Annotated in this window: 19 protein-coding genes and 2 pseudogenes; 6 read left to right on the top strand and 15 right to left on the bottom strand. The window is 57.3% G+C overall.

The window, feature by feature from the left end:
- Positions 1-268: 268 nt before the first annotated feature.
- The 11 genes from BJG93_RS34010 to BJG93_RS34060 form a co-directional block, all read right to left on the bottom strand.
- On the bottom strand, positions 269-1,405 hold the full coding sequence (locus BJG93_RS34010) for a phosphorylase family protein (protein WP_027196719.1): 1,137 nt from the start codon (positions 1,403-1,405) through the stop codon (positions 269-271).
- Positions 1,402-1,851, bottom strand: a complete 450-nt coding sequence (locus BJG93_RS34015) for a response regulator (RefSeq protein ID WP_027196720.1) — start codon at positions 1,849-1,851, stop codon at positions 1,402-1,404. Before BJG93_RS34015 ends, BJG93_RS34010 begins: the two co-directional genes overlap by 4 nt.
- Positions 1,848-2,750 (bottom strand): hypothetical protein, encoded by a 903-nt coding sequence (locus BJG93_RS34020; RefSeq protein ID WP_202904073.1) that lies wholly within the window; start codon positions 2,748-2,750, stop codon positions 1,848-1,850. The genes BJG93_RS34015 and BJG93_RS34020 overlap by 4 nt, the downstream gene beginning before the upstream one ends.
- A gap of 111 nt (positions 2,751-2,861) precedes the next feature.
- Positions 2,862-4,832 carry a hypothetical protein gene (locus tag BJG93_RS34025; RefSeq protein ID WP_202904074.1) on the bottom strand — a complete coding sequence of 657 codons (1,971 nt, stop codon included), beginning with the start codon at positions 4,830-4,832 and terminating at the stop codon, positions 2,862-2,864.
- A 391-nt stretch (positions 4,833-5,223) separates the two neighbouring features.
- On the bottom strand, positions 5,224-6,237 hold the full coding sequence (locus tag BJG93_RS34030) for a tyrosine-type recombinase/integrase (protein WP_027196616.1): 1,014 nt from the start codon (positions 6,235-6,237) through the stop codon (positions 5,224-5,226).
- On the bottom strand, positions 6,230-7,204 hold the full coding sequence (locus tag BJG93_RS34035) for a tyrosine-type recombinase/integrase (protein ID WP_027196615.1): 975 nt from the start codon (positions 7,202-7,204) through the stop codon (positions 6,230-6,232). Before BJG93_RS34035 ends, BJG93_RS34030 begins: the two co-directional genes overlap by 8 nt.
- Positions 7,201-8,160, bottom strand: a complete 960-nt coding sequence (locus BJG93_RS34040; protein WP_027196614.1) for a tyrosine-type recombinase/integrase — start codon at positions 8,158-8,160, stop codon at positions 7,201-7,203. Before BJG93_RS34040 ends, BJG93_RS34035 begins: the two co-directional genes overlap by 4 nt.
- Positions 8,161-8,692: 532 nt before the next feature.
- Positions 8,693-11,950 carry a hypothetical protein gene (locus tag BJG93_RS34045; RefSeq protein ID WP_154671791.1) on the bottom strand — a complete coding sequence of 1,086 codons (3,258 nt, stop codon included), beginning with the start codon at positions 11,948-11,950 and terminating at the stop codon, positions 8,693-8,695.
- Positions 11,951-12,069: 119 nt separating this feature from the next.
- Positions 12,070-12,597, bottom strand: coding sequence for a hypothetical protein (locus BJG93_RS34050; protein WP_154671790.1), 528 nt, complete (start codon positions 12,595-12,597; stop codon positions 12,070-12,072).
- A 655-nt stretch (positions 12,598-13,252) separates the two neighbouring features.
- A complete protein-coding gene (locus BJG93_RS34055) occupies positions 13,253-15,007 on the bottom strand; it encodes a pyrroloquinoline quinone-dependent dehydrogenase (protein WP_231337711.1) in 1,755 nt (584 codons plus the stop codon).
- Positions 15,008-15,438: 431 nt separating this feature from the next.
- Positions 15,439-16,407 (bottom strand): LysR family transcriptional regulator, encoded by a 969-nt coding sequence (locus tag BJG93_RS34060; protein WP_027196611.1) that lies wholly within the window; start codon positions 16,405-16,407, stop codon positions 15,439-15,441.
- 149 nt (positions 16,408-16,556) lie between these two features.
- On the opposite strand from BJG93_RS34060, the pseudogene BJG93_RS34065 reads away from it, so the two are divergent.
- The 6 genes and pseudogenes from BJG93_RS34065 (at position 16,557) to BJG93_RS34090 (ending at position 20,409) form a co-directional block, all read left to right on the top strand.
- Positions 16,557-17,116: pseudogene (locus BJG93_RS34065) on the top strand (flavodoxin family protein).
- Positions 17,113-17,412 (top strand): hypothetical protein, encoded by a 300-nt coding sequence (locus BJG93_RS34070; RefSeq protein WP_027196610.1) that lies wholly within the window; start codon positions 17,113-17,115, stop codon positions 17,410-17,412. The pseudogene BJG93_RS34065 and the gene BJG93_RS34070 overlap by 4 nt, the downstream one beginning before the upstream one ends.
- A gap of 119 nt (positions 17,413-17,531) precedes the next feature.
- Positions 17,532-18,557: an aldo/keto reductase gene (locus BJG93_RS34075; protein ID WP_027196609.1), complete on the top strand. Its 1,026-nt coding sequence runs from the start codon at positions 17,532-17,534 to the stop codon at positions 18,555-18,557.
- Positions 18,558-18,656: 99 nt separating this feature from the next.
- Positions 18,657-19,100: a putative quinol monooxygenase gene (locus BJG93_RS34080; protein ID WP_231337712.1), complete on the top strand. Its 444-nt coding sequence runs from the start codon at positions 18,657-18,659 to the stop codon at positions 19,098-19,100.
- Positions 19,101-19,134: 34 nt separating this feature from the next.
- Complete coding sequence (locus tag BJG93_RS34085; protein ID WP_202904071.1) at positions 19,135-19,527, top strand: DUF1330 domain-containing protein; 393 nt, start codon at positions 19,135-19,137, stop codon at positions 19,525-19,527.
- Between the two features lie 197 nt (positions 19,528-19,724).
- Positions 19,725-20,409 (top strand): annotated as a pseudogene (locus tag BJG93_RS34090) (carboxymuconolactone decarboxylase family protein).
- Positions 20,410-20,937: 528 nt separating this feature from the next.
- Here BJG93_RS34090 and BJG93_RS34095 read toward each other — a convergent pair.
- The 4 genes from BJG93_RS34095 to BJG93_RS34110 form a co-directional block, all read right to left on the bottom strand.
- Complete coding sequence (locus BJG93_RS34095; protein WP_322786947.1) at positions 20,938-21,504, bottom strand: SOS response-associated peptidase family protein; 567 nt, start codon at positions 21,502-21,504, stop codon at positions 20,938-20,940.
- A 14-nt stretch (positions 21,505-21,518) separates the two neighbouring features.
- Positions 21,519-22,001 carry a hypothetical protein gene (locus BJG93_RS34100; protein ID WP_231337713.1) on the bottom strand — a complete coding sequence of 161 codons (483 nt, stop codon included), beginning with the start codon at positions 21,999-22,001 and terminating at the stop codon, positions 21,519-21,521.
- Positions 22,002-22,078: 77 nt separating this feature from the next.
- Entirely contained in the window at positions 22,079-22,405 is a 327-nt protein-coding gene (locus BJG93_RS34105; protein WP_034478923.1) for an H-NS histone family protein, read from the bottom strand.
- Positions 22,406-22,414: 9 nt separating this feature from the next.
- Positions 22,415-22,609, bottom strand: a complete 195-nt coding sequence (locus tag BJG93_RS34110) for a hypothetical protein (RefSeq protein WP_027196605.1) — start codon at positions 22,607-22,609, stop codon at positions 22,415-22,417.
- Positions 22,610-22,625 lie beyond the last annotated feature (16 nt).

Here is a 22,625-nt window from a genome sequence, read left to right on the forward strand (position 1 = left end):
GCCAGCCGCTCGGCGGGTCATCGGCCATTGCGCTCGTTAGCTTTTTTTCTTCGAGTGGCTGCAGTAGCTCGCTGAGCAGCCACCCATTCACAAGAACGTGATCGACTCGATCGCCCGAAACGCCTACGCGTGCAGCGTAGGAGCACTATTGCACCGCGAACCCGCCGCACAATAGCTTACAAACCATGTATCTGCACCTCGAAGATTACTGCCTTCGAGCAAACGGAGTCAAAGCGACGGCGAAGTTTCCCCTCGATACCCTTTAGCTTTATCGAAAGAAGTCGTGGATCGCTTTTAGCATGAACTTAGCGGAAATGTATGACCCGTAAGAGTGAAGGTCATCATCTTTGCCGGAATTGCATAGATCCACTACTGTCTTGGCGCAAATGCATGGGGGCCTCCGCGGTGATAGCTCTGCCGCTTGGTGCACAGCAAAGATCTCCATATCCAAAGCGCCAACTTTTCTATGGATGACCTGAATTTGGTCCAAATGTCTTTGGTCAGCTATAACAGCAGACCCGCTGGTAAATACGCTCAAATCAGGTTTGACCTGAGTGGTGGGGCGCTTCCCGCCACGGAATCCAGCCTCCAATTCATCAAGAAGCTGGTCGGTATTGAGCAATGCTCGCAATCTGGGTAGTAACTGTGGATCGGTTCCTACTTGATAGGGCTCGTGCCTGAAACCGTCGGCTGTCCATTTACCCGACTGGTACTCGTATGCCATGCTGGATACCAATAGTTGGCCCATTTCCGCACGGTCCTTGAAGCCTCCGCAAATCCCACTCATACCAACCACACTTGGTTTGAAGCGCTCGATACAAAGTGACGCGGTGATTGCGGCATTAACCAAGCCCATTTTAGGCATTAGCACGACTGTGCCGTTCTTCGCTCCGATCGAAACATCGAAACAATCGATGCCTGCTCGCGTGACCTGCCGTCCTTCAAGTAGAGCCACGTATGGATTTCTTTCTTCTTGCAGTGCACAAAACACAACGAAATCGAAATCGACGTTTCGATTAAGTTGGATAATAATGGAATCAAGCGTCGACTGCCATCCCTTGGTGTTTGCATAATTAGCCAAAATGCATCCGCGTGCCTCGTAAAATTCTCTCAAATCGGGAAAATCATTCGGGTATGAGCTAATAGCCAACAAAAACGCATTTGCTTTGCCCGCTTTGACTATCGTTTCGAGGATCGCCTTCCCATTTTGCGTCGCAGCGCCCTTATCTACACTCGGCAACTGGAGGTCGATTATAAACAAGCCGATGTCAAACTGAAGCCCCGCAGCAAAATCCGTCATGTTCTTCGCACGAACGATGTTCGACGCGACGACTCCCTTCTTTTGAAGGTAAGAATAGATAGCCTTTGCCTTCGAATCATTGTCTTCAATAAGCATGACTTTCATCGGCATTTCCTCAAGATGGAGGTAATCACTTGAAGCGTTTGCTTCGATTTGTAGTGGTAAAGGACTGCGCCGATCACGTTTTGATTGTATTTTTCCCGAATTATCTCAGGAGATTTTTTTAATTTCACCTTAGTGCTGCCAATGTAAAAATCTGGATACTGCGTGACTATGACGATGTGAGGCGATTGACCTTTTCGTTTCAACGCGCGAAGGACTTCGATCCCCCCTTGAGCTTGATCGTGACCTTTTTGCATATCCTCCGCGCTTTCTCCAAAAGTGGAGAGTGCCATGTCTAAAATGATAAGATCATAGTCATTTTCCAAAACACTTAGCACCGCGCTGTTCACGCCATCTACGATCTCTGGATCAGCCTTAAAGACCTCTCGAACGCAAGTCAGAATCTCATCGCGCTTATGAGTCTCATCTTCCACAAGTAGGATATTCAAGAATCCACTCCGGCAGAAACCTCTTGCGCAATTTCAACGTGCATAGAAAAGCTCAATGTAAGTTGACGTTTATCGCCGTACGATCGATATTGGACCGTATGCATTCCCTCTGATACCCGCGTTATAAATTTTACTTTCTTAATTCCGGTATATCCTTCCGTCACCATATCGATCCCCGCCTCAGCAGATTCAATAGCCTTTTGGATTCGCTCTTTACATCGAATGAACTCGTCGCCCGGGACCGTCGATGTAATGTCAACGGAAAGATATTCGAGAACAGAAGATGGACTTGAGTGTTCCGAGCAAACGTTCACAGTGACCTCACTGTCCTTTTCCCCGTGTTTTTGAGCATTCTTAAGAAGTGCAGCTAAGCAGTCGTATATCCTGTGAACCGAGATTCCGGTGAATTTATGGTCCAGGGCATTCCCTGAGAACTTCATGTCGTTGTGGCGATTTAACTCAAGAGCGATGATTTGGCATAGATCGGGTACGGACGCGGAGACAAAACCTGTCTGGGGCACCTGAAACCAATCCGCCACCTTCTTAAACACCTCATTGACAGCATCATGCAACTCGAGTTTCATTTGTGTTTCGATAATACTAAGTGTGCCGGAAAAACATTTGTCAAGCAAAGAGGTGGCTTCTTGGAGCATCTTCGTTCTGATGAACCGCGCCGCATTTTCCAACTGTGGCGCGATCTGCTTCCAGCAAAAAGCCACGACAAGATCGTTAAGCAATTCGCTCCCGCCCGCCGCGCGCAAAGCGCTCGATAGATTTCGAAGATTCTCTTGGGTGGCGATATCGTCAGTATCCAAATCAGCACTGAAAAGTGATCCATTGGATCTAAATTGTAAGTGCTCCCTTCGTAATCTATCAACTAACTCCTTATAAGCATTCATCCAGGACGCGACAACCTTTCGCATGTATGGATTCGACATAATTACCGAAAATTCAGTTTTTCGGAGGACCGCATCTACGGTATCAGTAGTCACGCCGTCGAGTGTATTATGTCAAATTCTTCGGCCTAAGTAAGATTGAATTCCAAACTCGGCATTTAAACAAAACTGCTCGAATGCATCTTTAGCGATCTGCTCAATTAGGTAGTCATACTCATCGAACAATTCGATGAGCAATATGGTGCGTTCTGGATCCGTACTATCCAGTGATGATATGCGTGCTTTCCATTCTGGATACAGTGAGCGATATTGCTCCGTCGCCACAGTAGGGTTACTGTCAAGCCATTTTTTCATGGCTACACTGTCGACATACATTCGGCTACTATCAAAGTATTTTTGCAACTTCGACAACTGCGTTCTTGTCGAAATAGCGTCGGCCTCGATGATGTATTCCAGCATGCCGAGTTTATTTCCCACCGCTCGAAGTATGTCACCTCTGGTTTGTGCAGCCTGTGATGCATTAGCCACCAACGTGTACATCTTTTCTAACGTTACCTCATCCAACGAGCTAACTATATAGATCGCGACGTGCGGCGAGTCTGTTAGCAAGTCTTCGATAAACCTGAGAATTGAACCGCCATGCTCTGTCTTTACATGAGAAATGAAGTCAGTTCTAAATTCAAAATCTACGTCTGGGTCGATAGACTTTGCCTTAAATAACGCTAAGGCCAAAACAGTCACTAGACTCCGCGCTTCCGATGGTGCCGCAAGGTAGAGCGCGCGAATCTCGTCTTCCGCCAGCAAGGTCTGCAAGCCAAGCGTTTTTTCTAAAATTATTTTAATGTCCGTTTTTGACAATTGCAAAATGTTTAATTTGTCTCCGACAAATCGCAAAAACAGGTACGTTCGAGAGAATGCGTCAAGGGCCACTTCGCTCAGTTCTTCGACCCGAGCGTTATTCGCCATCAACAATAAGTTTTTGTTATCAAATGACTCGGCCTGCCTACGAGATTTTTCGCCAATGATTTCAGCAAGCAGCCTTGCACCGAAAACACGGTCCAATTTATTTCTAAATTGTGCAAATTTAGGGCGCTCCAGAAACGCGGATGCGACGCGATAGAGATTTAGCGAGGCCTCATTTTCGGGATTTTGCTCACGATAGTATTCTGTCACCACCTCGCCATTGTTATGCGCCTCGGTGTCCTGAGCGAAATCTTCGATTATCGCTGCTAGGTTCGGATCGAGACGATTATAAATCTCACGCTGTACTGTCGCAAAAATTTCACCAAGGTTTAGAATAATGAGAGTCGCATAAACAGTGTCGATTAGCGATGATTCAGTCGCGCGAAGCAAGAACGCTGGCAAATCCTCACTACTCAGGGGCGTTGGAATGAAGTTGCTTAAAGCCAAAGAACGCCTAAATTCCCCTTTTACCTTGGCAACGAGTCCGCTGACGCGACGCTGAGCAACCACAAAGAGCGAGATTTTGGAGCTGATATTTTCGAGCGCGCTAAAATGCATCCCAACATTGTTGCGATGTTCGATTTCGCGCTCAATTCCCGCTACGACTCTCAGTTGACTGGCGGTCAACGAAAAAGCACTTCGCAGGTATGCCAACTTGTATGACAGGTAATTCGAAGCACCAAAATTTTTTGACAGTTCGTGCAAGACATGCAACGCCTCGTCCCGGTCGATCTTTTCCAGAAATCTGAGCTTTCTGACGTAGCCAATTATTTCAACGATAGAGTCGGTCCACGCGTTCAGGTATCCAATGGTGTAGCAAAGTTCGCTTTGCCAGTCGATAGGAGGGAAACTCGTGAGGCGATATAAATCTTTACTGGCTTTCTTCTTTATGAGCGTGCGCTCCAATAAACCGCCAGGGCCCTTGAGTATGGCCCCAACAGTCATACTGTCGAAAAGAGAATTTCCCTGACGGATTGTCGCTATTTCGTCAGAACTGACATTGGATTTCGAGTAGTAGCCACGAAGAACATTTCTTTTGTTTTCATTTCTGATCTTGGCGATCAAGCGAAATATATCTGCGCTGCGGCGAAAATTTGGTCTATCGTAAATGTTATTATCCACTCAGGTCCCCGATATAGAGATGCTTGCGGCCACCGCGAGTTTGAACGCATGGCACCGCACCGCGTCGCAAATTATATGACGAAAATACTTGTAATTGCATTGCTTCGCGACAGTATGCTGAAGGTTCCGTCGGCACCCAACGATCGTTGAGGACGAGTGTGAAAAGCGAGTTGAGCTGGAACTAGGAGTTCACCGAACGCAGGAGCCGCCGTTCGGCTGGCGGGCGGTGTGACCGTCGGCAATTGGCCCCACCGCTGACATAGAAGCCGAGCCGCTCCAGCGTCCGCAAAGGCCGATTATGCCAAGTCGTTGATTATGGAAAGTAGCAGGTCGGAACTCGCGTCGAGAGCTGATGGAAAGCGGGCAAGCACGAATTCCGGCCTTTGCATAATCACAGCGCCTTCAGGAAGTTGAGCAGCGAGTCAGGTGCCCGATAGCGCGGGACCTTGCTGCCTGGTTCGTGAAGCCTGGCAAGCGCACGTTCCTTCATGTTCAGGTCGGCTTCGACGTAATGGTGTGTCGTGACGGGGCTCTCATGTCCGAGCCACAACGCGATTACGCTGATGTCGACGCCAGCCTGTAGTAGGTGCATGGCCGTGGTGTGTCGGATGGTATGGGGCGATACGTGTCGCTCTGCCAGGCCGGGAGAGGAACGGGCTGCGTTCCTGGCAGCCAACGTCAGCCTCAACGCAACATTGGCTCTCGTCATTGCGTGACCGTTCCGATTCGGAAGCAGTGGCGATGTCGGCTGGAATTCCGGATTGACCCGCAACCATGCCCGTGCCGCCTTCACGGTAGAGCGCCAAAGCGGCACACTGCGCTGCTTGCGTCCTTTGCCGCGCAAATGAATGCAGGCAGAACTGTCATCAAGGACCACATCCGCGACTTTCACCCCGGTAATCTCCGAGACGCGCGCTCCGGTGTTGTACATCAGCAGGAACAGAAGGTGATCGCGTTGGCTCAGCCAGGAACCGCCGGGCGTACCGATCACCGTTAGCATCTCCTCGCGCGACAGATAGCTAAATATCGGGCGCTCGAAGCGCTTGAGCGGAACGCCCAAGGCGCGCTCAATCGCTTGTAACGACGCGACATCGCGGTGCGCGGCAAACTTCAGGAACGACCGCAGCGCTGCCAGACGTGCATTGCGCGTGCGTACACAATTGTGCCTTTGACGTTCAAGGTGATCGAGGAAGGCCATGATCAGTTCCGGCGTCATATCGGCGAGTGCCATCGTGGCTGGCGGCTTGCCCAGGCTCGCCTCTACGAAGTCAAGGAAGAGTACGAAGCTATCGCGATAGGCTGCAATGGTTTGCTCGCTGAGTGCCCGCTGCTGGGTCAGGTATTCGGCGAACCAGGCTTGCACGAGCGCGGCAAACGAAGGCGCTGTCTTAGTTTGCCTATACATTGCCGTCTCCGGCGAGATCGGCGAAACGCTCAAACTTGCCGCCGGCCAAGGCCATCAATTCCGGAACAGCCGTCAGATACCAGTACGTATAGAAGATCTCGGCATGACCCATGTAGGTCGACAGCGCCAGCATCATCTGATCGATGTCGGTACCCTCGGCATGCCAGAGCATCATGCGTCGCACGGCGAAGGTATGCCGCAGATCATGAAGCCGTGGCGCCGTATGAGCGCCGCGGTTCACCCAGCCAAGGCTATCACGTAGCGAGTTGAAGACACGATGAGCCTGTCGCTCTCCAAGGGGCTGTCCCAGTCGCCGACCACGACTGCTGATCAGAAACGACATGTCAGGGGTATTGGCAATCTGCTGAATGCGTTGCCGTCGGTAGCGCCTTAACGCGGCAACGGTGCCCGGATGGATCGGCAGTTCTCGCGACTTGGCGAACTTGGTCTGTCGAATGGTCAGCATCCCACGCTTGAGGTCGACGTCGGCATCGCGCAAATGAATGGCCTCGGAGACCCGCAGGCCAGTCGAGGCCATCAGGCCGAACAAGGTCTCGTAGGTAACTGGCCGGAGACTTCCCTTTGGATCGAGCCGGCAGGCCGCCGCCAGCAACGCAACGATTTCGTCCTCATGGAAGATATGCGGGGCAACACGTCCCCGCTCAGGACCGAACACCGCTTCCTCCGGGATTTCGGTATCCGGTTCGAACTGCTTCAGGTAGCGGGCGAAGTGGCGAACTATCGCCAACCGGGCCGCCCAGGTCGCCGGCGTGTCACGGTGCCATTTATCCTGCCGGGCCCAATCCGTCATGAGGTCGGCCGTAAGTGGGCCACGGTGATGCCGATCGGCGGCGTAACGGGCGAAACTGGCTAGGAGCGTGTCCCGCGAGCGCAACTCAAATCCCAGGGAGCGCCTCTCGACGAAGTAGTCGTCGATCCGCTGCTGCAAGCTGATGCGCGCGCTCATGATTGACTCCCCGGCCACGGCAGAGCGACTGCCGACAGCTTCGGCGTGTCTAGCTTGGCGTAGATCAGGGTGGTATTGAGCGACCGGTGACGCAGCAGGTCAGCCACTTCCTTGAGCGAGCTGCCGTTCTCGACGAGGCGACAGGCCAGGGTATGCCGAAGTGCGTGGGCACTGGAGTGCAGCAGACCGCTACGACTGCAGGCCCGCTTGATCACCTTCTGGACCGCCGTCGAGGTAACGGGCTGGTCTCGCCCTGCTACTCGCCGGACAAAGAGGGCCGGGTGGCTGGTCGCTGGACGTTCGTGTTGCAGATAGTCAGCCAGCGCCTGCCCGCATGCCATCGGCAACGGCATGACGTCCTGGCGCAGCGACTTCGTGCCTCTCAACGTCACGGTGCCTTCGCGCCAGTCGATGTCGCGGATCATGAGATGTGCGATCTCGCCAGAACGCAACCCCATGTCCAGTGCCAGCCGGACCATCGCATAGCTACGCTTCGGCCAGCGCCGAGCGCCTGCAACGGCGCCCAGGAGGCGGATAACTTCTTCTGGCTTGAGCGCACGTGGCAGGGATGCCAGCTTCCAGTGGACCGGATTCAGAATGACGGTGGAGAGCTTGCCGGGTTGGTCTCCGCAAACGGTCCGGTAACGCAGATAACTACGTAACGTTGCTGCCAGATGGGAGGCATAAGAAGCCGAGCCGCCTGCTCTCAACTGCGCCGAAAGAAACTGGCGAACATCGTCGGGGCGCACCTTTCTGAAGTCGATAGCGCACCGCTCGAATCTGTCTCGCAAGAGCAAGCCGACAACACGAAGTCGGTTCTTACGGGTCTCGGCTGCCAGTCCCCGTACATCGCGCAGATATGCCTCGTAGCGATGCAATTCGGCAGTAATGTGCGGTGGGAATGATGCAAAAGACGGCGCGTTGGACTTGGCCGGGTACAAACGGGTTGGCTTCATAACGGTCCCCTCAGGTGGAACCGTTACTCCAGATCATCGCTGAGATTATGTCGAGTTCGTGGGGCGTCACCTGCCGCCACACCCTGTGATTACCGGTTCGTGCCGCCGACCAGCACAGCTACTTTCCATAATCAACGACTTGGCATAATCGGCCTTATGCGAAGCTTTCCATAAGGCCGATGAAGCACCGTTCGTCCTCGCAAATTGAAAGGCCGCTTGGTGGGTGGATCCGACATCTGAACGTCCGAGCAACGGTGCGGGCGAATGACGCCTCATGGCCGAACCCGGACCGATAGCTGAATCGAGAACCGCTTGCCGGCCCGCAGCGGATGATCGTCGCAACTCCACAGCGGCCGCTTTGCCACCCTTCGCCTGGTTGGCACTGACTGACGCCCGCCGGTCCCTCGGTTCCGCTTCGAGGTTGACATCCGGCTGTTATGTCAAATCCGCACTGGTCCGAAACGCATCACAACCTTGCGCCTCGAGCCGGCTCCAATATTGCCGGCTGCGATCGCCTCGAACCTGCTGCCCCTCAGTGCTGGAACGGCTCCGGCGCACTCTGTACTACGATCGCCGCCGGCTCCTGCGGGTCATGGCGGGGCGAAAATACCGTAATCACCGAGCGCTCGGTCCAGGCACTGCGCACGATCCTTTCCACGGCATGCTCTCGGGCGTGATAGCGGTGCTCCACCCCGCAGAGATCCAGCAGCACGAACCCCTCGAAATCGCCGAAGCGGTCGTAGACGAGCCCCGACACCTTGCCTGTGTGCGCGGTGCGCTCTTCCGTTGGGCACGGTACCTCGTGCGGCGGATGATGGGGAGGATGGTGCGCGGGCGGCTTCGGTACCGTACCCGTCGGTGATGGGAGAACGGTATTCGGGTCACCCCCAAAGCCGTCCACGCGTCCGCCGATGAGGGCGAGATAACGATCCCACACCGGCCGCCAACGGCTGACGGCGGAGATGCTTTGCGAGATCCACTTAAGCCACGCGAGCAGCCGCTCCTCGCGATACAGTAGCTGCTCGCGCGTGCGGATGACTACGTTGAACTGGAACTGGCCGCTCGTGCGTCGCCAATCGATGGTGTTCTTGCCCCGCGCTGCGAGCCGCGCCCCGCGAGCGATGATCGGAGGCGGCTCGAGCTCCGCATCGGTGATCTGGCGCACCTGGATCGTGTACGCATCACCTTTCTCGATGCCGGGCGGCAACTCCACCGTGAGCAAGCCGGCATTCGCGGCAGTGCCCTCCGGCAGAGGCACAAACGTCACGCCTTCCGCCGGGAAGCCGATCGTGTGCGCATCGTCAACCGAGAGGCGATGGCTGGCGTACAACTGCCCTGCGAGCCCGACGACTTCGGTGGCGCTCACGGCGGGAAGATACAAGCTCGCGAAACTGCCGGCCGGCGTGTTGCCCCAGAAAATCATCAGCTCGTCAGGTGAATCGGCACCCGGCGCTGACGGCTTGATTTCGACAGGATGCGGCATGCGACGCGATTCAATCAGCCCAGGATTAGGCCCATGGATCCACGCGATGTTGCGCTGCGCGAGCTTGTCGCTTTTTCCGGCGTCCGCCCCGATCGGAATCGGTGTGTCGTCGTAGCTGATCTCGGCCACGAGGCACTGGTGCGGGGCGCGCGTAATGACTTGATTGATCGACGAGAGCGCGATGCCGTTCCAGCCACCGTCCGGGTTACCCCCGGGCGGCGCCGCAGGAAGGAAAGATTGCTGGGGCTGATTGACGTCGATCCAGCAACCGTAGAACGTGTCCACTTCGACACCCGGATTCACGACGATGTTCTTCGCGTTCGGTGGGTCGTTCTGCGTGCTCATGTCTGCGGGCGAGGCGAGGTTTACGCGCGGCGACGCGAAGCACGGAACCGTGACGTACTCGTTGTCGCGCACGCCCAGCAACGCAATCTTATGGCCGTTCAGTGCGCCATCGGAGGCAGTGCGATAAGTCGTGTTCGGGTCGAAGTCGGTCAAGGTGGTCTGCGCGTTCAGCAATCGGAAGAACACACGTACGTTCGTGGCCTGGACGCCCGGTGTCTTGCCGAGAAGGCGCACGCGCGCAACGGCGAAGTTGAATACGAAGTTGCCGTCGTCATCCTTTTGCAAGAACTCGAGTGCCGAGCGCTTCTCGTCTTGTTCAAGGTTGTCGAAGCTGTCCCCCGACACGTTTCCATCGTTAGTGGTCAGGTTCTGAATGACCGAAGCGATAAAGGTAGTTGCGTCGGCCGCATTGGTGGTCATCGTCGCGCCGAAGCGGCTCGCGGTGCCGCCGTTCGGTACTGCCACCTTAAAAAAGCGCAGATCGAAGCTTAGCCAGGCAGGCTGCGTGGGAACCGCGGGGTTCACATTCGTGAGGAACGGATTCTCGCCTTTGGTCAGTACGAGCGCGGCCGAGTCGTTGCGTGTGATCGAGCCGACCGAGAAAGTGGCTGTGAGCGTAAGCGTCACGGACTGATCGAGCCCGAGCTGTTCGAAGGCCGCGTCGCTCGCGAAGGAAATCGTGTACGGGTAGAGGAATAGCTGCGTGACCGATGAAAATGTCGGGTCCGCAGGGATCACGGGTGCCGTGAACCTTCCGACGGTTGGAAGGTTCACATTGATCGCGGAGATCTGAGGACCCGTGAGAGTGGGGTTGAGCAGTGGATCCGCGGTAATCGTGATGACCGGTGCGGGAGTTGGCGTCGGCTTGAACAGATCGGCGAAGGAATTGAAACCGAGTTCGGCGCCGGTGAAACCGTCCAAGGCCACCCAGTACGCATTCGGGTACTGCGCCGTGCCCGGAAGCTGAACCCGCACTTCGTCTTCGCCGTAGGTACTCTTGTCAACGATGAGGGTGCATGCCTGGTCGAGAGGCGCGTAGCCGCAATTGGCCCCGGATGCAGGGCAATCTGCTGCGCCTGCAGGCTTCACGATCGCGCATATGTAGTATGCAAACGTGAAGCCACCGGGCGGCGTGGCCTGATTGAATCCGACGAAGTTGTCGGAGGCGTCGAAATAGATGCGCGTGAGATTCTTGCAATTGAGGTCGCACGGGTCGCAGACCTCGGGATCACCGCCACCAGCCGCGGGATCCACAATCATCTCGGCGATCTCGTGGCTTACCACCATTGCATAGACATCGGCCGTGTCGGCGAGCGTGAGGCCCGTGGAGAAGACGCCTGCAACGATGTACGGGATATCGGCCTTGTCGTGATAACCCGCGTTGCCGCTCACGTCTTTGGCGGAAACGCCGCTGGGTACCACGACGAAGATGCACGAGTCGTCGCCCAATCCGTTGTTGCTCTTCAGCGAGTTCACCCAACCCTTGAGGTCATCGTTGTTGAAACTGGTGCCGTTGAGGCTAACTGTCTTCGTCAGCAGCGTCGACGAAATCGCTGCCTCGTTCTGGCCATACAACGAGCAATATTCCTGGATCGGAACGATTGCGTGCTTGGCGTACGCCACGATCTGATTCATGTCGGCCGTCGAGACAACCTTGCTTCCGCCAGACGTGTTGAAAGTGATCTGCGCCAAGTGGACTGTGCCGCTGAAGAGCGCGTCCCGTTTGGGCGGGCGCACTGTCGGGAACGGATGCGCGCGCAGCACTTCTGCGATCGCCTTGTGCCGGCGAAGTGCGGGAGCATCCGGGTGGATGCGATGAAGCGCACGCAGCAATGGGATGGGAACGCCAGTTCCAAAGCCCTCGAGATCTGCATCGATGGCAAAGAGCTCAGGTGCGTGCTGCTGCAGGTGTCGCGCGTTCTTGAGCGATCGGGTATGGCAGCGAAGGGGAGCGATAGCCATTGGAGCTTCTCCTTGGTTGTCGTACAACTCCGTAGGCACTCCTGCGTCGAGGTTCGCGCTGCGTCACCGCACGCTTCGCCGCAGGAAGAAGCAGCGCAGCAGCGACATTGGAGCTTTAGTCAGTGATACCTTGCACTCCGCCACGGTCGCGGTCCCTTCGGCGGGTTGGTTATCGGCGTGCCGTCGGCCCGCAATGAGCGCATCACACAGGCTTGCAAAGCAGGGACACGAGGAACTATACGAAAGCCAATGAGTAGTTTGATCTGTCTCCGGCTGCTCGGTTGATGAACGCAATGCCGAGTTGGGTGGTTGCATATTCGTTGAACGTAATCTGGATCAGTCCCAACAAGCACAGATAAATCCAGGTCAGCCTCGAACGCATCACCCCCTGGTTCCTGCCGTTGCTGCATTTCTTTTACGGCGGGCAAAATCATTCCGGACGATTGTTTTGCACCAACGTTGCGCAATGCGATAAGTACTCGTAGCGAGTTGGTGGTAATGGCGGCCTGCAATTTATCGTATGTCTTGTCAATGGTTTTCTTTGCCAACTCAGTAGGAGGGTCGGTTTTTCCTGCAAGCTCAAGGAGTTTCCCCAGCAGACCACCGGACGCACTGATAATCGCTGCTGCAATGGTGGGGTCAATCATGATGCACTCCTGGTTGCACTACGTTTGAAGTAGCGCGCGCTCCTCGTCATTGACTAGATCAAGGGGAACATTTCCGGCTGCCGCGGATGTGCCGCCAGCGGGCGGGGAGAAGCATGGGTTACGGCCATAGCGGCCCCGATGCTTCTTTTATAGACGAAGGGAGCGAAGCAATTCCCGTTAGATTCGGCCTTAATCCAGTACCAACTGGTCTCGGCTCCTGACTGCTAAATTCTTCTGTCCCAATAGAATAGGCCGAAGCGGGTATTGGCAATTCTTCGACCGGGCGCCAGATTTCGGGCGGTGCGATCAGTCCTGGAATCGGCGTCCGCAACACACCGGGGACCGGTCATCCAGCGGCCCGATGTTAATGTCTCGTCCTGGCCGGGTGCCGATTCATGCACTTTGCATACGCAGCTTGAACCCCGCTGGCCTGCGATCGGCATCACGCGACCCACTGCCGCCGTTCGACGCGGCGCCGCGTCAACGGCTGCTTCGCGGAGTATTACCGACCTTCGTAACTCCATCCAAGCGTGCGGGCCACACGCCGGTGGCGCAATGGGATCTTCGAGCCAGCAGCACGGAAGACCAACACGCTGGACCGTATGCGACGCCGCTTGGCAGTTGGAGAGCCTCTAGCGCAGGCAGTGCGTGCGCATTACGGCAGCGCGAACACAACAATCGCGTCGCCGCGCTTGTAGTCGAGTAGCTGGTTGCCGCCCGCCGCAACCGCCACATATTGCTTGCCGTGCACCGAGTACGACACCGCTGGGGCGTTGACGCCGGCGCCGCACTGGAACTCCCACAACTTCTTGCCGGTGCGCGCATCAAATGCGCGAAACAGGCCGTTGCCTTCTCCATTGAAGACGAGATTGCCCGCCGTCACCAATACGCCGCCGATCAGCGGCTGATCGGTTTTAAACGACCAGACGATCTTCCCGGTGTCGACGTTCACCGCTGCGAGCTTGCCCCACTGCTGTTCGCTCGGAATGGTCTTGAATGAACCGCCAAGCCACATCTTGCCGCCGCCCGGATACGGCGTGTCCTCGACCTGGTATGTCAACGGACGATGCAGGTTGGCCGCATACACGAGACGCGTCTCGGGGCTGTACGCCGTCGGCGACCAATTGACTCCGCCGTTCGCACCCGGCAGCATGTGCGCGCCCAGCGGCGTTGGCAGCGTCCACATGTTCTCTTGCGGGATCATCGCCGGCGAGAAGCGGATTAACTGGCCCGATGCGCGATCATGCACATAGACATGCCCGGTCTTTCCGGCATGGATTACCCCAGATACCATGCGTCCGTCGCGGTCGCGCACATCCACCAGGATTGGCGGGCTCGCCGCGTCGAGGTCCCACACGTCATGCGGGATGTACTGGTAGTGCCACTTGTACTTGCCGGTGTCGAGGTCGACCGCCACCATCGAGTCGGTAAACAGATTGTCGCCGGGACGTATTGCGCCATAAAAGTCAGGCGAGGGGTTCCCAACCACGAAGTACACCGTGCGCGTTTTCCGGTCGATCGCTGGCGTCATCCACACGCCGCCGCCGAGCGTCTTGTAGAAGTCGCTACCCTTCTCAGCAAGTTGCTTCTTCTCGGCATCGATATTGCGTTTAAGGTCCCGGCCGGTCGCATCCCTGGTCGCCCACACGCCTTCCTGTCCGGATTCGGGAATCGTGTAGAAGGTCCAAAGCAGTTGACCTGTGCTGGCGTCGAACGCTTTCACGAAGCCGCGAACGCCGTACTCACCCCCGTTGGTGCCAATCAGTACCTTGCCATCGACCACAATCGGCGCCATCTTCTCGCTGTAGCCCAGCTCGGGATCGCCGACCTCGGTTTCCCACAGGAGCTTGCCAGTCCCGGCGTCGAGCGCAATCAGCTTTGCGTCGAGCGTGCCCATGAATAGTTTGTCGCCGTAGATCGCCACGCCGTGGTTGGTCGGTCCGCAGCAGAAGGCAGTAACGGGTCCCAACTTGTGCTGGTAGTGCCATAACTCCCGGCCGGTCGCCGCATCGATCGCATAGACATGATCGAACGACGTGGTCAGGAACATCACGCCGTTCACCACCAACGGTGAGGTTTCGAGTGGTCCGTTGACCGCCGTCTGGAAGACAAATGCCGGCTTCAGTTTCGCCACGTTCGTGGTATTGATCTGTGCGCCCGGGTAGTAGCGCGTCTGATCATACGAGCCGTTGGGAAGCAGCCAGTCCGCCACGTTGGACGCGGCGGTGTCCAACTGGCTTTGCGTGACTGTCGGGCGTGGCGACGCCGACAGGAGCATATCGGCCGACCCGCCGGTGACCTCGGGCCCTGCAAGGGCGCCGGCTGGCGCCACCGTCAGCGTAGCCAGGAAGGCGAATACGAACGTTCGACGAAGTCTGCTATCGCGCCTTGTATGGGCGTTGGGCTGCATAGTGACCTCCTCGGGACGAGGAAACGTTCGGATCCGAACCAAGGACAGAACAACCCAATAAGTTTAGGTTGCGTGTACGACACCGACAAACTTCAATAAACAAAACACCTGAAGACCCGGACAAGTCGTCGCCCCGGCGCGGCCTTAACGGCGGCTTCCAAGGTTCAGCTGACGTTCGGGTGTCCTTGCGAATGCACGGGCGGATGACCGTACCTGGCCGGACCCGGAAGTTCGTCGTCGGTCGGTGACCCGCGGTCCTCCCGTGGTGCTGAGCTTCCGCAGTCGAGCCGAAGCAGCCCGTCACCGATCCCTGTTGGCAACGTCGGTAATGGGGTATTCATCGGTCGCTCCCGAGGAATTTCAGGTCATCGTGCATGCCCGACATGAAAGCAAAAGTTTCCTGAGGCGTCTAGATAACGCGTTGATGGATGTCAGCTATCCATTTCCACGGCGTATGCATCCAACGCATCCATTGGTAAATGCAGTTTCTTATCTGCCGTGAGCGCTTCCAGCAGATGTTTCAAGGTGACTTGCACCCGTGGCGCCATGAGTGCGCGATGGGGGTACTGCATCACCATTTCGTATGTTCCGGGCTGGTGGAACTCATGAAGGACTATTTTCAATGAGCCGGAACGCAGATGATCCAGAGCAAGATGGACCCCGACTTCAGCAATCCCAACGCCATCGCACGCTGCCTGGACCAGCGATTCAGGCGCTGAAAGCGTTAGCATTGCTTTGTTCCCAGGGTCGAGTGTAGTGATGCTTCCGTCGTCGGCCTTGAAATTCCACGGCGCAACGTGACCGCTCAGGAACCTCCGCGCGATGAGACGATGCGCTTGCAATGCTTCAGGCGCTCGCGGCGCGCCATGCCTTGCCAAGTACTCAGGAGAGGCAACCAGCACCGCATTCAAGCGACAGATGGGACGCGTCACAAGGGCAGAATCCGGGATGTTGCCACCCCTCACGGCAATGTCGTACCCGTCCCGGACGATATCGATGACCCGGTCGTCAAAATCGACCTCGATGGACAGGTGGGGATGGCGAGCCAGCAATGCCGGTAAGGCCGGGAGCACGTGATTGCGCCCGAAGGCCGAACTTGTCGAAATGCGAACTCGTCCGCTAGGCGCTGCTCGCTGTACGGCAACCGTATCAATTGCGGCATCAAGCGCCTCCAGAGCAACCCGCGCTTGCCGGAGAAATGCCTCGCCTTCTTCAGTCAACTTCAGGTTGCGGGTCGTCCGATTCATCAATCGCACGCCCAATGCTTTTTCCAAGCCCGCCACATTCTTACTCACGGCCGCCGACGTGACGCCCAGCAGCCGACCGGCCGCCGCGAAACTGCCGGCGTCCACGGCTTGAGCAAGCGAAATGATTGCTCGAACGCGCTGTGAAGAATCCATGCCATCCTCCAAACACCCAATACGCCTTCCGCAGCGGACAAAGATTCTAAACTGAGAGTTGATGGTGATTCAACCAGCCCAGAACTTCCGGTAATGGCTTGTAGTGGTCAAAAATGCGGAATTGCCTACTCATAGAGCGTAAAAACCAAATGCTGATTACCGTCCTGTATGACAGCGGCTACGGCCACACCGCAAAGCAAGCTCAAGCAGTTGCAGACGGTGCTCGGCGAGTGGCCGGAGCGCAGGCACAAATGATCGCCGTTGCGGACGGCGATGCGCCGTGGGAGAAGCTGGCTGCCAGCGACGCTATCATCTTGGTTCGCCCACCTACAACGGCACCATTAGCGCGCGGCTCAAAAAGGTGATGGAGGACTCGACTCGCTCAGCGTGGATTCCGCAGTCATGGCGCAACAAGATTGCCGCTGGCTTCACGAATTCGGGGGCCATGCACGGCGACAAGCTGAATTCACTCGTCACGATGGCCTTGTTCGCCGCCCAGCACGGCATGATCTGCGTAGGCCTGGACGTCTTTCCTGGCAAGTCGCCGGAGGAGAAGAATCGTGTCGGCGGTTGGCTCGGTGCGATGGCGCAATCGAATGACGAGTCGCCAGAGCTCTCTCCCATCAGAAGCGATCTGGATACGGCTGCCTATCTCGGCCAGCGCGTTGCCCAAGTGGCCGGGCAGTTCATGGCAGGAGCCGGGCGATGAAATTTCTTTGTCTCGACATACCGCTGCCTGGTGCCAGCCCGGAAAAGTATCGGCCGCACCTCGTGGAAGAGGCGCGCTACGGCTGGAGACTCTATAAATCTGGCTTTGTGCGCGACATTTACTTTCGTCAGGATCGTCCTGGCGTCGCGATCATTGCCGAGAGCGATTCAGTAGATGCCGCAAGGCAAGTCCTGGCTGAGTTTCCACTCGCCAAGGTCGGTCTCATCGACTGGGAGATCATTCCGCTCGGCCCGTTTGTTGGTTGGGAGTCGCTTTTCGCGTCTGGCGACGCTTGAGCGGCTCGGCAGCGTGCATCGCGACGCCAGTCCGTTGTTGATGGGTCGGCTGTAGAAGACAAGCCACGGGCTCCCAGCCGCATGCCATTGGTGTTTCCACAGATCATTGAGAGATGAATATGGAATATGTCAACCTTGGCCGAACAGGCCTGAAAGTGTCACGCCTTTGCCTTGGCTGCATGAGCTATGGGGAGCCGAACCGCCTGCCTCAATCCTGGTCACTGGATGAAGAGGCATCTCGTCCGTTCTTTCGGCAAGCCCTCGAAGCGGGTATCAATTTCTTCGACACTGCAAATATCTATTCGGGCGGAAGTTCGGAAGAGATCACGGGGCGGGCGCTCAGCGACATGGCACGGCGCGAAGAGATCGTCGTCGCCACCAAGGCCTTCTTTCCCTGGCGTAACTCGCCCAATACCGGGTTTCTCTCGCGCAAGGCGCTGCTGCAGTCGATCGACGACAGCCTGAGCCGGCTCGGGATGGATTATGTTGACCTCTATCAGATTCACCGCTTCGACCACGGCACGCCTATCGAGGAAACGATGGAGGCGCTGCACGACATCGTGAAGGCGGGAAAAGCCCGGTACATCGGTGCCTCGTCCATGGAGGCATGGCGCTTCGCGAAAATGCAGCACACTGCCGAACGCAACGGGTGGACGCGTTTTATCTCCATGCAGCCACAATACAATCTTCTTTATCGGGAAGAGGAGCGCGAGATGTTGCCCCTTTGCGCCGATCAGGGCGTCGGGGTTATTCCGTGGAGCCCGATGGCTCGTGGCAGGCTGACGCGCGACTGGAGCGAAACCACTCGCCGCACGCAGAACGATGCCTTCGCGCTGAAAATGTATCAGAACGCGGAAGTCCAAGATCAGAAGGTGGTCGAAGTCGTGGCACGTATCGCCGAAGTTCGCCAGGTGCCGCGCGCGCACGTTGCGCTGGCCTGGCTGCTGTCGAAGCCGGGCATCACGGCTCCAATCGTCGGCGCAACAAAACCTGAGCATCTTGCCGCCGCCATCGGCGCACTAGACTTCTCACTGACGCAGGACGAAATTGCCGCACTGGAAGCGCCGTATGCCCCGCATCCGGTCGATGGGATCGTGCCGCCGCTTCCGGAACAGCCGCCGACGATCACGCCGCCTCGAAGCTGATTGTTTCGACCACCGGAGCGGAAGGGTGGCCGTGTCTCGCGAACACGCCACCGCCCTCGGAAATGTTGTCCTGGACAAACGTCAAATGAAAAACGATATATGAACAGTCTGTTCATGGAATACCGCCGCCGTACCGTCTTCGTACTCGTGGTGATGTCCACGCTGGTGTTGTTGGGTAAACACAGTAACGTCTATGCGCAGGAGCCGAAAATGTTAGTGCGCATCTCGGAAATCGAGATATCTGATCACCATCTTGAAGAATATCAGCGCATTCTGAATGAGGAGGCTCAGACCTCCGTGCGCCTTGAACCGGGGGTGCTGTGCATCTTCCCGACCGCTCAAAAGGACAATCCAACGCAGGTCAGGATTCTGGAAGTTTACGCTAACAGCGATGCCTACGATGCGCATATAAAGTCGCCGCATTTCCAGAAGTACAAGAGTTCGACGTTGGGGATGGTGAAGTCGCTGCGACTGGTGGACATGGAAGCCTTGGATGCAGAGACGATGCCGCTAATCTTCAAGAAAATGAGCGGTCAGCCGTAACGCAAGCTGGTCAGATTGGAAGAAAAGGATTGCCATGAAAGAGATGATGTCTCTCTTGTTTAGGGCCCTGCTGGGCACGGCCCTCTGCTTGAGCCACCTGTCAGTTCAGGCTCAGGCCTCCACGGCTGCGAGGCCGGCGTACTACGTTGCTGAGTTTCAGGCGACCGATTCCGAGGGCATCAAACCCTACAGTGCCAAGGTGGAATCGACGTTCAGGCCGTTCAGCGGTCGCTACATCGTTCGCGGCAGTGAACTGGACGTGAAAGAGGGCTTTGGCGCGCAAGGGCGCCTGGTCATGATCAAGTTCGATTCACTGGCTCGGGCACAAGCTTGGTACAACTCTCCCGCCTATCAGGCCATCATTCCCATCCGCCATCGGTCCGGCAACACCCGGGCCTACATCGTTGAGGGCCTGGCGGAAAAGTGAACGCATCTGTGCCGGTGGTTGCGGACGCTCGGACGCACCGCATACGAGATGCAGCTTTCCCGCTCAGCGCCACCTTAAGAGGGGAAGCGGCAAAGCACCAAGCGTAGCGCCATGCTCCTCATGGTGGGCGCGATCTGCAACGGGGTAAAAAGCGTCGTCCCACACCGGCACACGTAGCCAATAGACGGAAACGCACCGTGACCCAATCCCAAAGGACAGCGTCCAGCACTTCAGAAACCCTCAACGTCCGCCAGCAGGCCATTGTGCCTATTGCGGCTTTTGCCGCTGCAGGCAACATCGCCAGGTTGAACACTGCTCTGAGCCAAGGGCTTCATGCCGGGCTGACCGTAAGTGATGTCCAGGAAGTCCTGATCCAGGTCTACGCCTACGCGGGCTTTCCGCGCAGTCTCAATGCACTGGGCGAACTGATGAAAGTGGTGGAGGCGCGCAAAAAGCAGGGCATACAGGACCCTGCCGGCCGAGCACCCAATCGCCCAGTCCCGAAGGGTGATGCGCTGATGGCAGCCGGAACCGCCAATCAGACGAAGCTGTCAGGTGGTCCGGTGAGCGGTCCTTTGTTCGACTTCGCACCAACCGCCAATCAATTCCTTCGGGCGCATCTCTTCGGCGACATATTCGAGCGTGACAACCTGGATTGGCACAGCCGCGAGCTGGCCACCGTGGCAATGCTCTCAGCACTGCCCGGCGCGGAGCCGCAGTTACTTGCGCACATGCGCATCAGTATGAACATCGGCATCCCCGAAGGACAAATTGCGCCAGCTTACCGAGGTATTGGCCGACCAGCTGGACGCGAACATGGCCGGCCGTGCGCGCGACGCGCTGGGGCGGCACACTGCACACCTTCCTGGCGAGAAGCAGTAATCTGCAGCGGTGAACGCCTCCGCACGGTCGGCATCCATGCGACCACGGGTGGTATGTCCCTCAGCCCGATCAGCCCACGGGCAAGATGCCGAGCACCTCGGAGGCGGCGGTGCTCCATATCGGCCCTTATTCGAGTCTTCTTTACAAAGCCGGCGCCAGTCGACATGCTTCTCGCTGCTGTCGCCGGCACGCGCGAGCGATAACTTACGCTCGGGCCGCCTTGTGCAGCTGTCCGCTTTGAGGAGTGTAGCTGCCTCTTGTATGTCCCACAGTTTATGAGACTCAATGACGACTCCTGGCCGACTACTGCCTGTCGGCAAGTGGGCACCCGAGAAAATCCGCAAAGAACGATCTTTTTTGGCCCGACGGTGCGAGAAATGCACGGATTGGAGTTGGCCCTGCCAGCTAGATAAGGGACGGTTGATCGCCCTCCTCGGGGCAGGCGCGGTCCATACGCGTGGCGGAAGCGGGTATGGCTCCGCCTTCAAGGCATCGGCCGGCAGCAACCGCAGGAAAGATCTGGCTTCGTCAGTGCTTCGGCACGAAAGTCAGTCGACGTGCTCGGATTGCGGAAGGACGACGACGGCGCGCTTCTCGACGCCGGGCTTGTGAAATCGCTTCATCAACGGATGCTCGTCGGCGTTGACAATTGACAGTCAACATGGTCATGGACAAGCTCTGCGAGCCGTCCGGGTTGTCCCACGCGCGCCATAGGCCCGCTATGGCACATGCGTTGTCGTCAGCCAGCCCGATGCACCAGCGTACAGGCTTCCCAGTCTCATACGATGGCTCATAGAACCTGTGACACGGGATAAGGGCGAGTTGCAGCCGGTTCCACGCTCCGCTGAAGCTGCGCTTCTGACCGACAGTCTCGGCCCGCGCGTTCATCGTGTCAAAGACCTTCACCCCGGGCGGAATCCGCTCGCGTGGGACCATTCCAAAGCTTGCAGCGTCGGTCGATAGCTGACCGTCGATGTGGCGGAAAATCGGGGCAGCGCAATCCTTGATCTCGCGGCGGTATTCAAAAGAGGGTTTGGGGAACAGGCTGAACGCTTCGAATTCCATCTGTCCGGGCGCCTCGTAGCTGGTACACATGACCTTTTCCTCCGTCAGTCGATGGGAGCAGGAATGGGGGAGCGCTCGGGTCCTTGCAGGAAGGCGAGCAGGCGCCGCTCGGCACCCTCGTACTGATGCAGCGGGGCGGTGCGCAGCTGGGCGTCGTGGAGGGCGAGAAGCGCGGTGAACGTGGAGACGCAATCTTCGTCGAGTGACCAGCCGTCCTGCCTACCGCTCTCGTGCGCCTTCATCAACGTGATTTCTCCGACACACTCAGCGGCCTTGAACAGTTCGACGGGTTCGCCGCCATACCCGGCGCACTGAAGGAACCACGCCATGTAAGTCGCCCGGGTAAGTTCGTTGACGATGCGACCATTGCCGTGGCCGCGACGCCAGCAGTCCAGCGCGACGTGATAGGACAGTGACCGCTCGCGCGCCAGTGCGGCGCTCATCGGCAACAGCCTCGTTTTGGTAAGTGGCCTGCGCGCCATCTTTTTCTCGCCTGCGCGCTTCCGGCTTGACGCCATCTTGTCCATCGCTCCGTTGGATCGCCCGCCATCATTGAACGGGCTTCACGAAATGGTAACAGCACGGGGCATGGTGCCCCGCCGGACTACCGGCTATCCGCTACTGCATTCGCGGGCGGAGCAATCGCAAAGGCCGCACGGGCTTTGCCCGCCATCCAGCCGGGCGCGCGTCCACGTCCACTCCAGATGGCTCCGCTGGACGGGTCTCTGTACTGTGGCTCCTGAGCGCCGGTCTGCCTGAGCCTCGGTTGACGACGGCCCGGCGCCTCCTGAAGGTCGTGCAGCGGGATATGCCACTCCTCCATCCTGGCCCAGATCTCGCGAATGGCTTCGGCCTTTTCCTTGGCGAGCGCACTGTCGATTTCGCGGTCTAGCGTCGCGAGCTCTGTCTTGAGCTTAAGGTAAGTCGACATGTAATTCTCCTATGCTTTCGTGTGCAGGTGCTGGGCCTGAGCCGCGTCGAGGCTATCGAAGTTGCCCCGGTGGTCACGACCCTCCCACAGCATGAAGCGCGGTACGCCAGCGACGACGTATCGCCCGATGGTCCAGCCACTAGGGTGCGACCAGCCATAGGGCGAATCCTGCTTCCATTCGGTCTGTGAGGCTACATCAGACATGGGGTGTCTCGTGGAC

The sequence above is a fragment of the Paraburkholderia sprentiae WSM5005 genome (genome assembly GCF_001865575.2).
GTDB classification, from domain to species: domain Bacteria; phylum Pseudomonadota; class Gammaproteobacteria; order Burkholderiales; family Burkholderiaceae; genus Paraburkholderia; species Paraburkholderia sprentiae.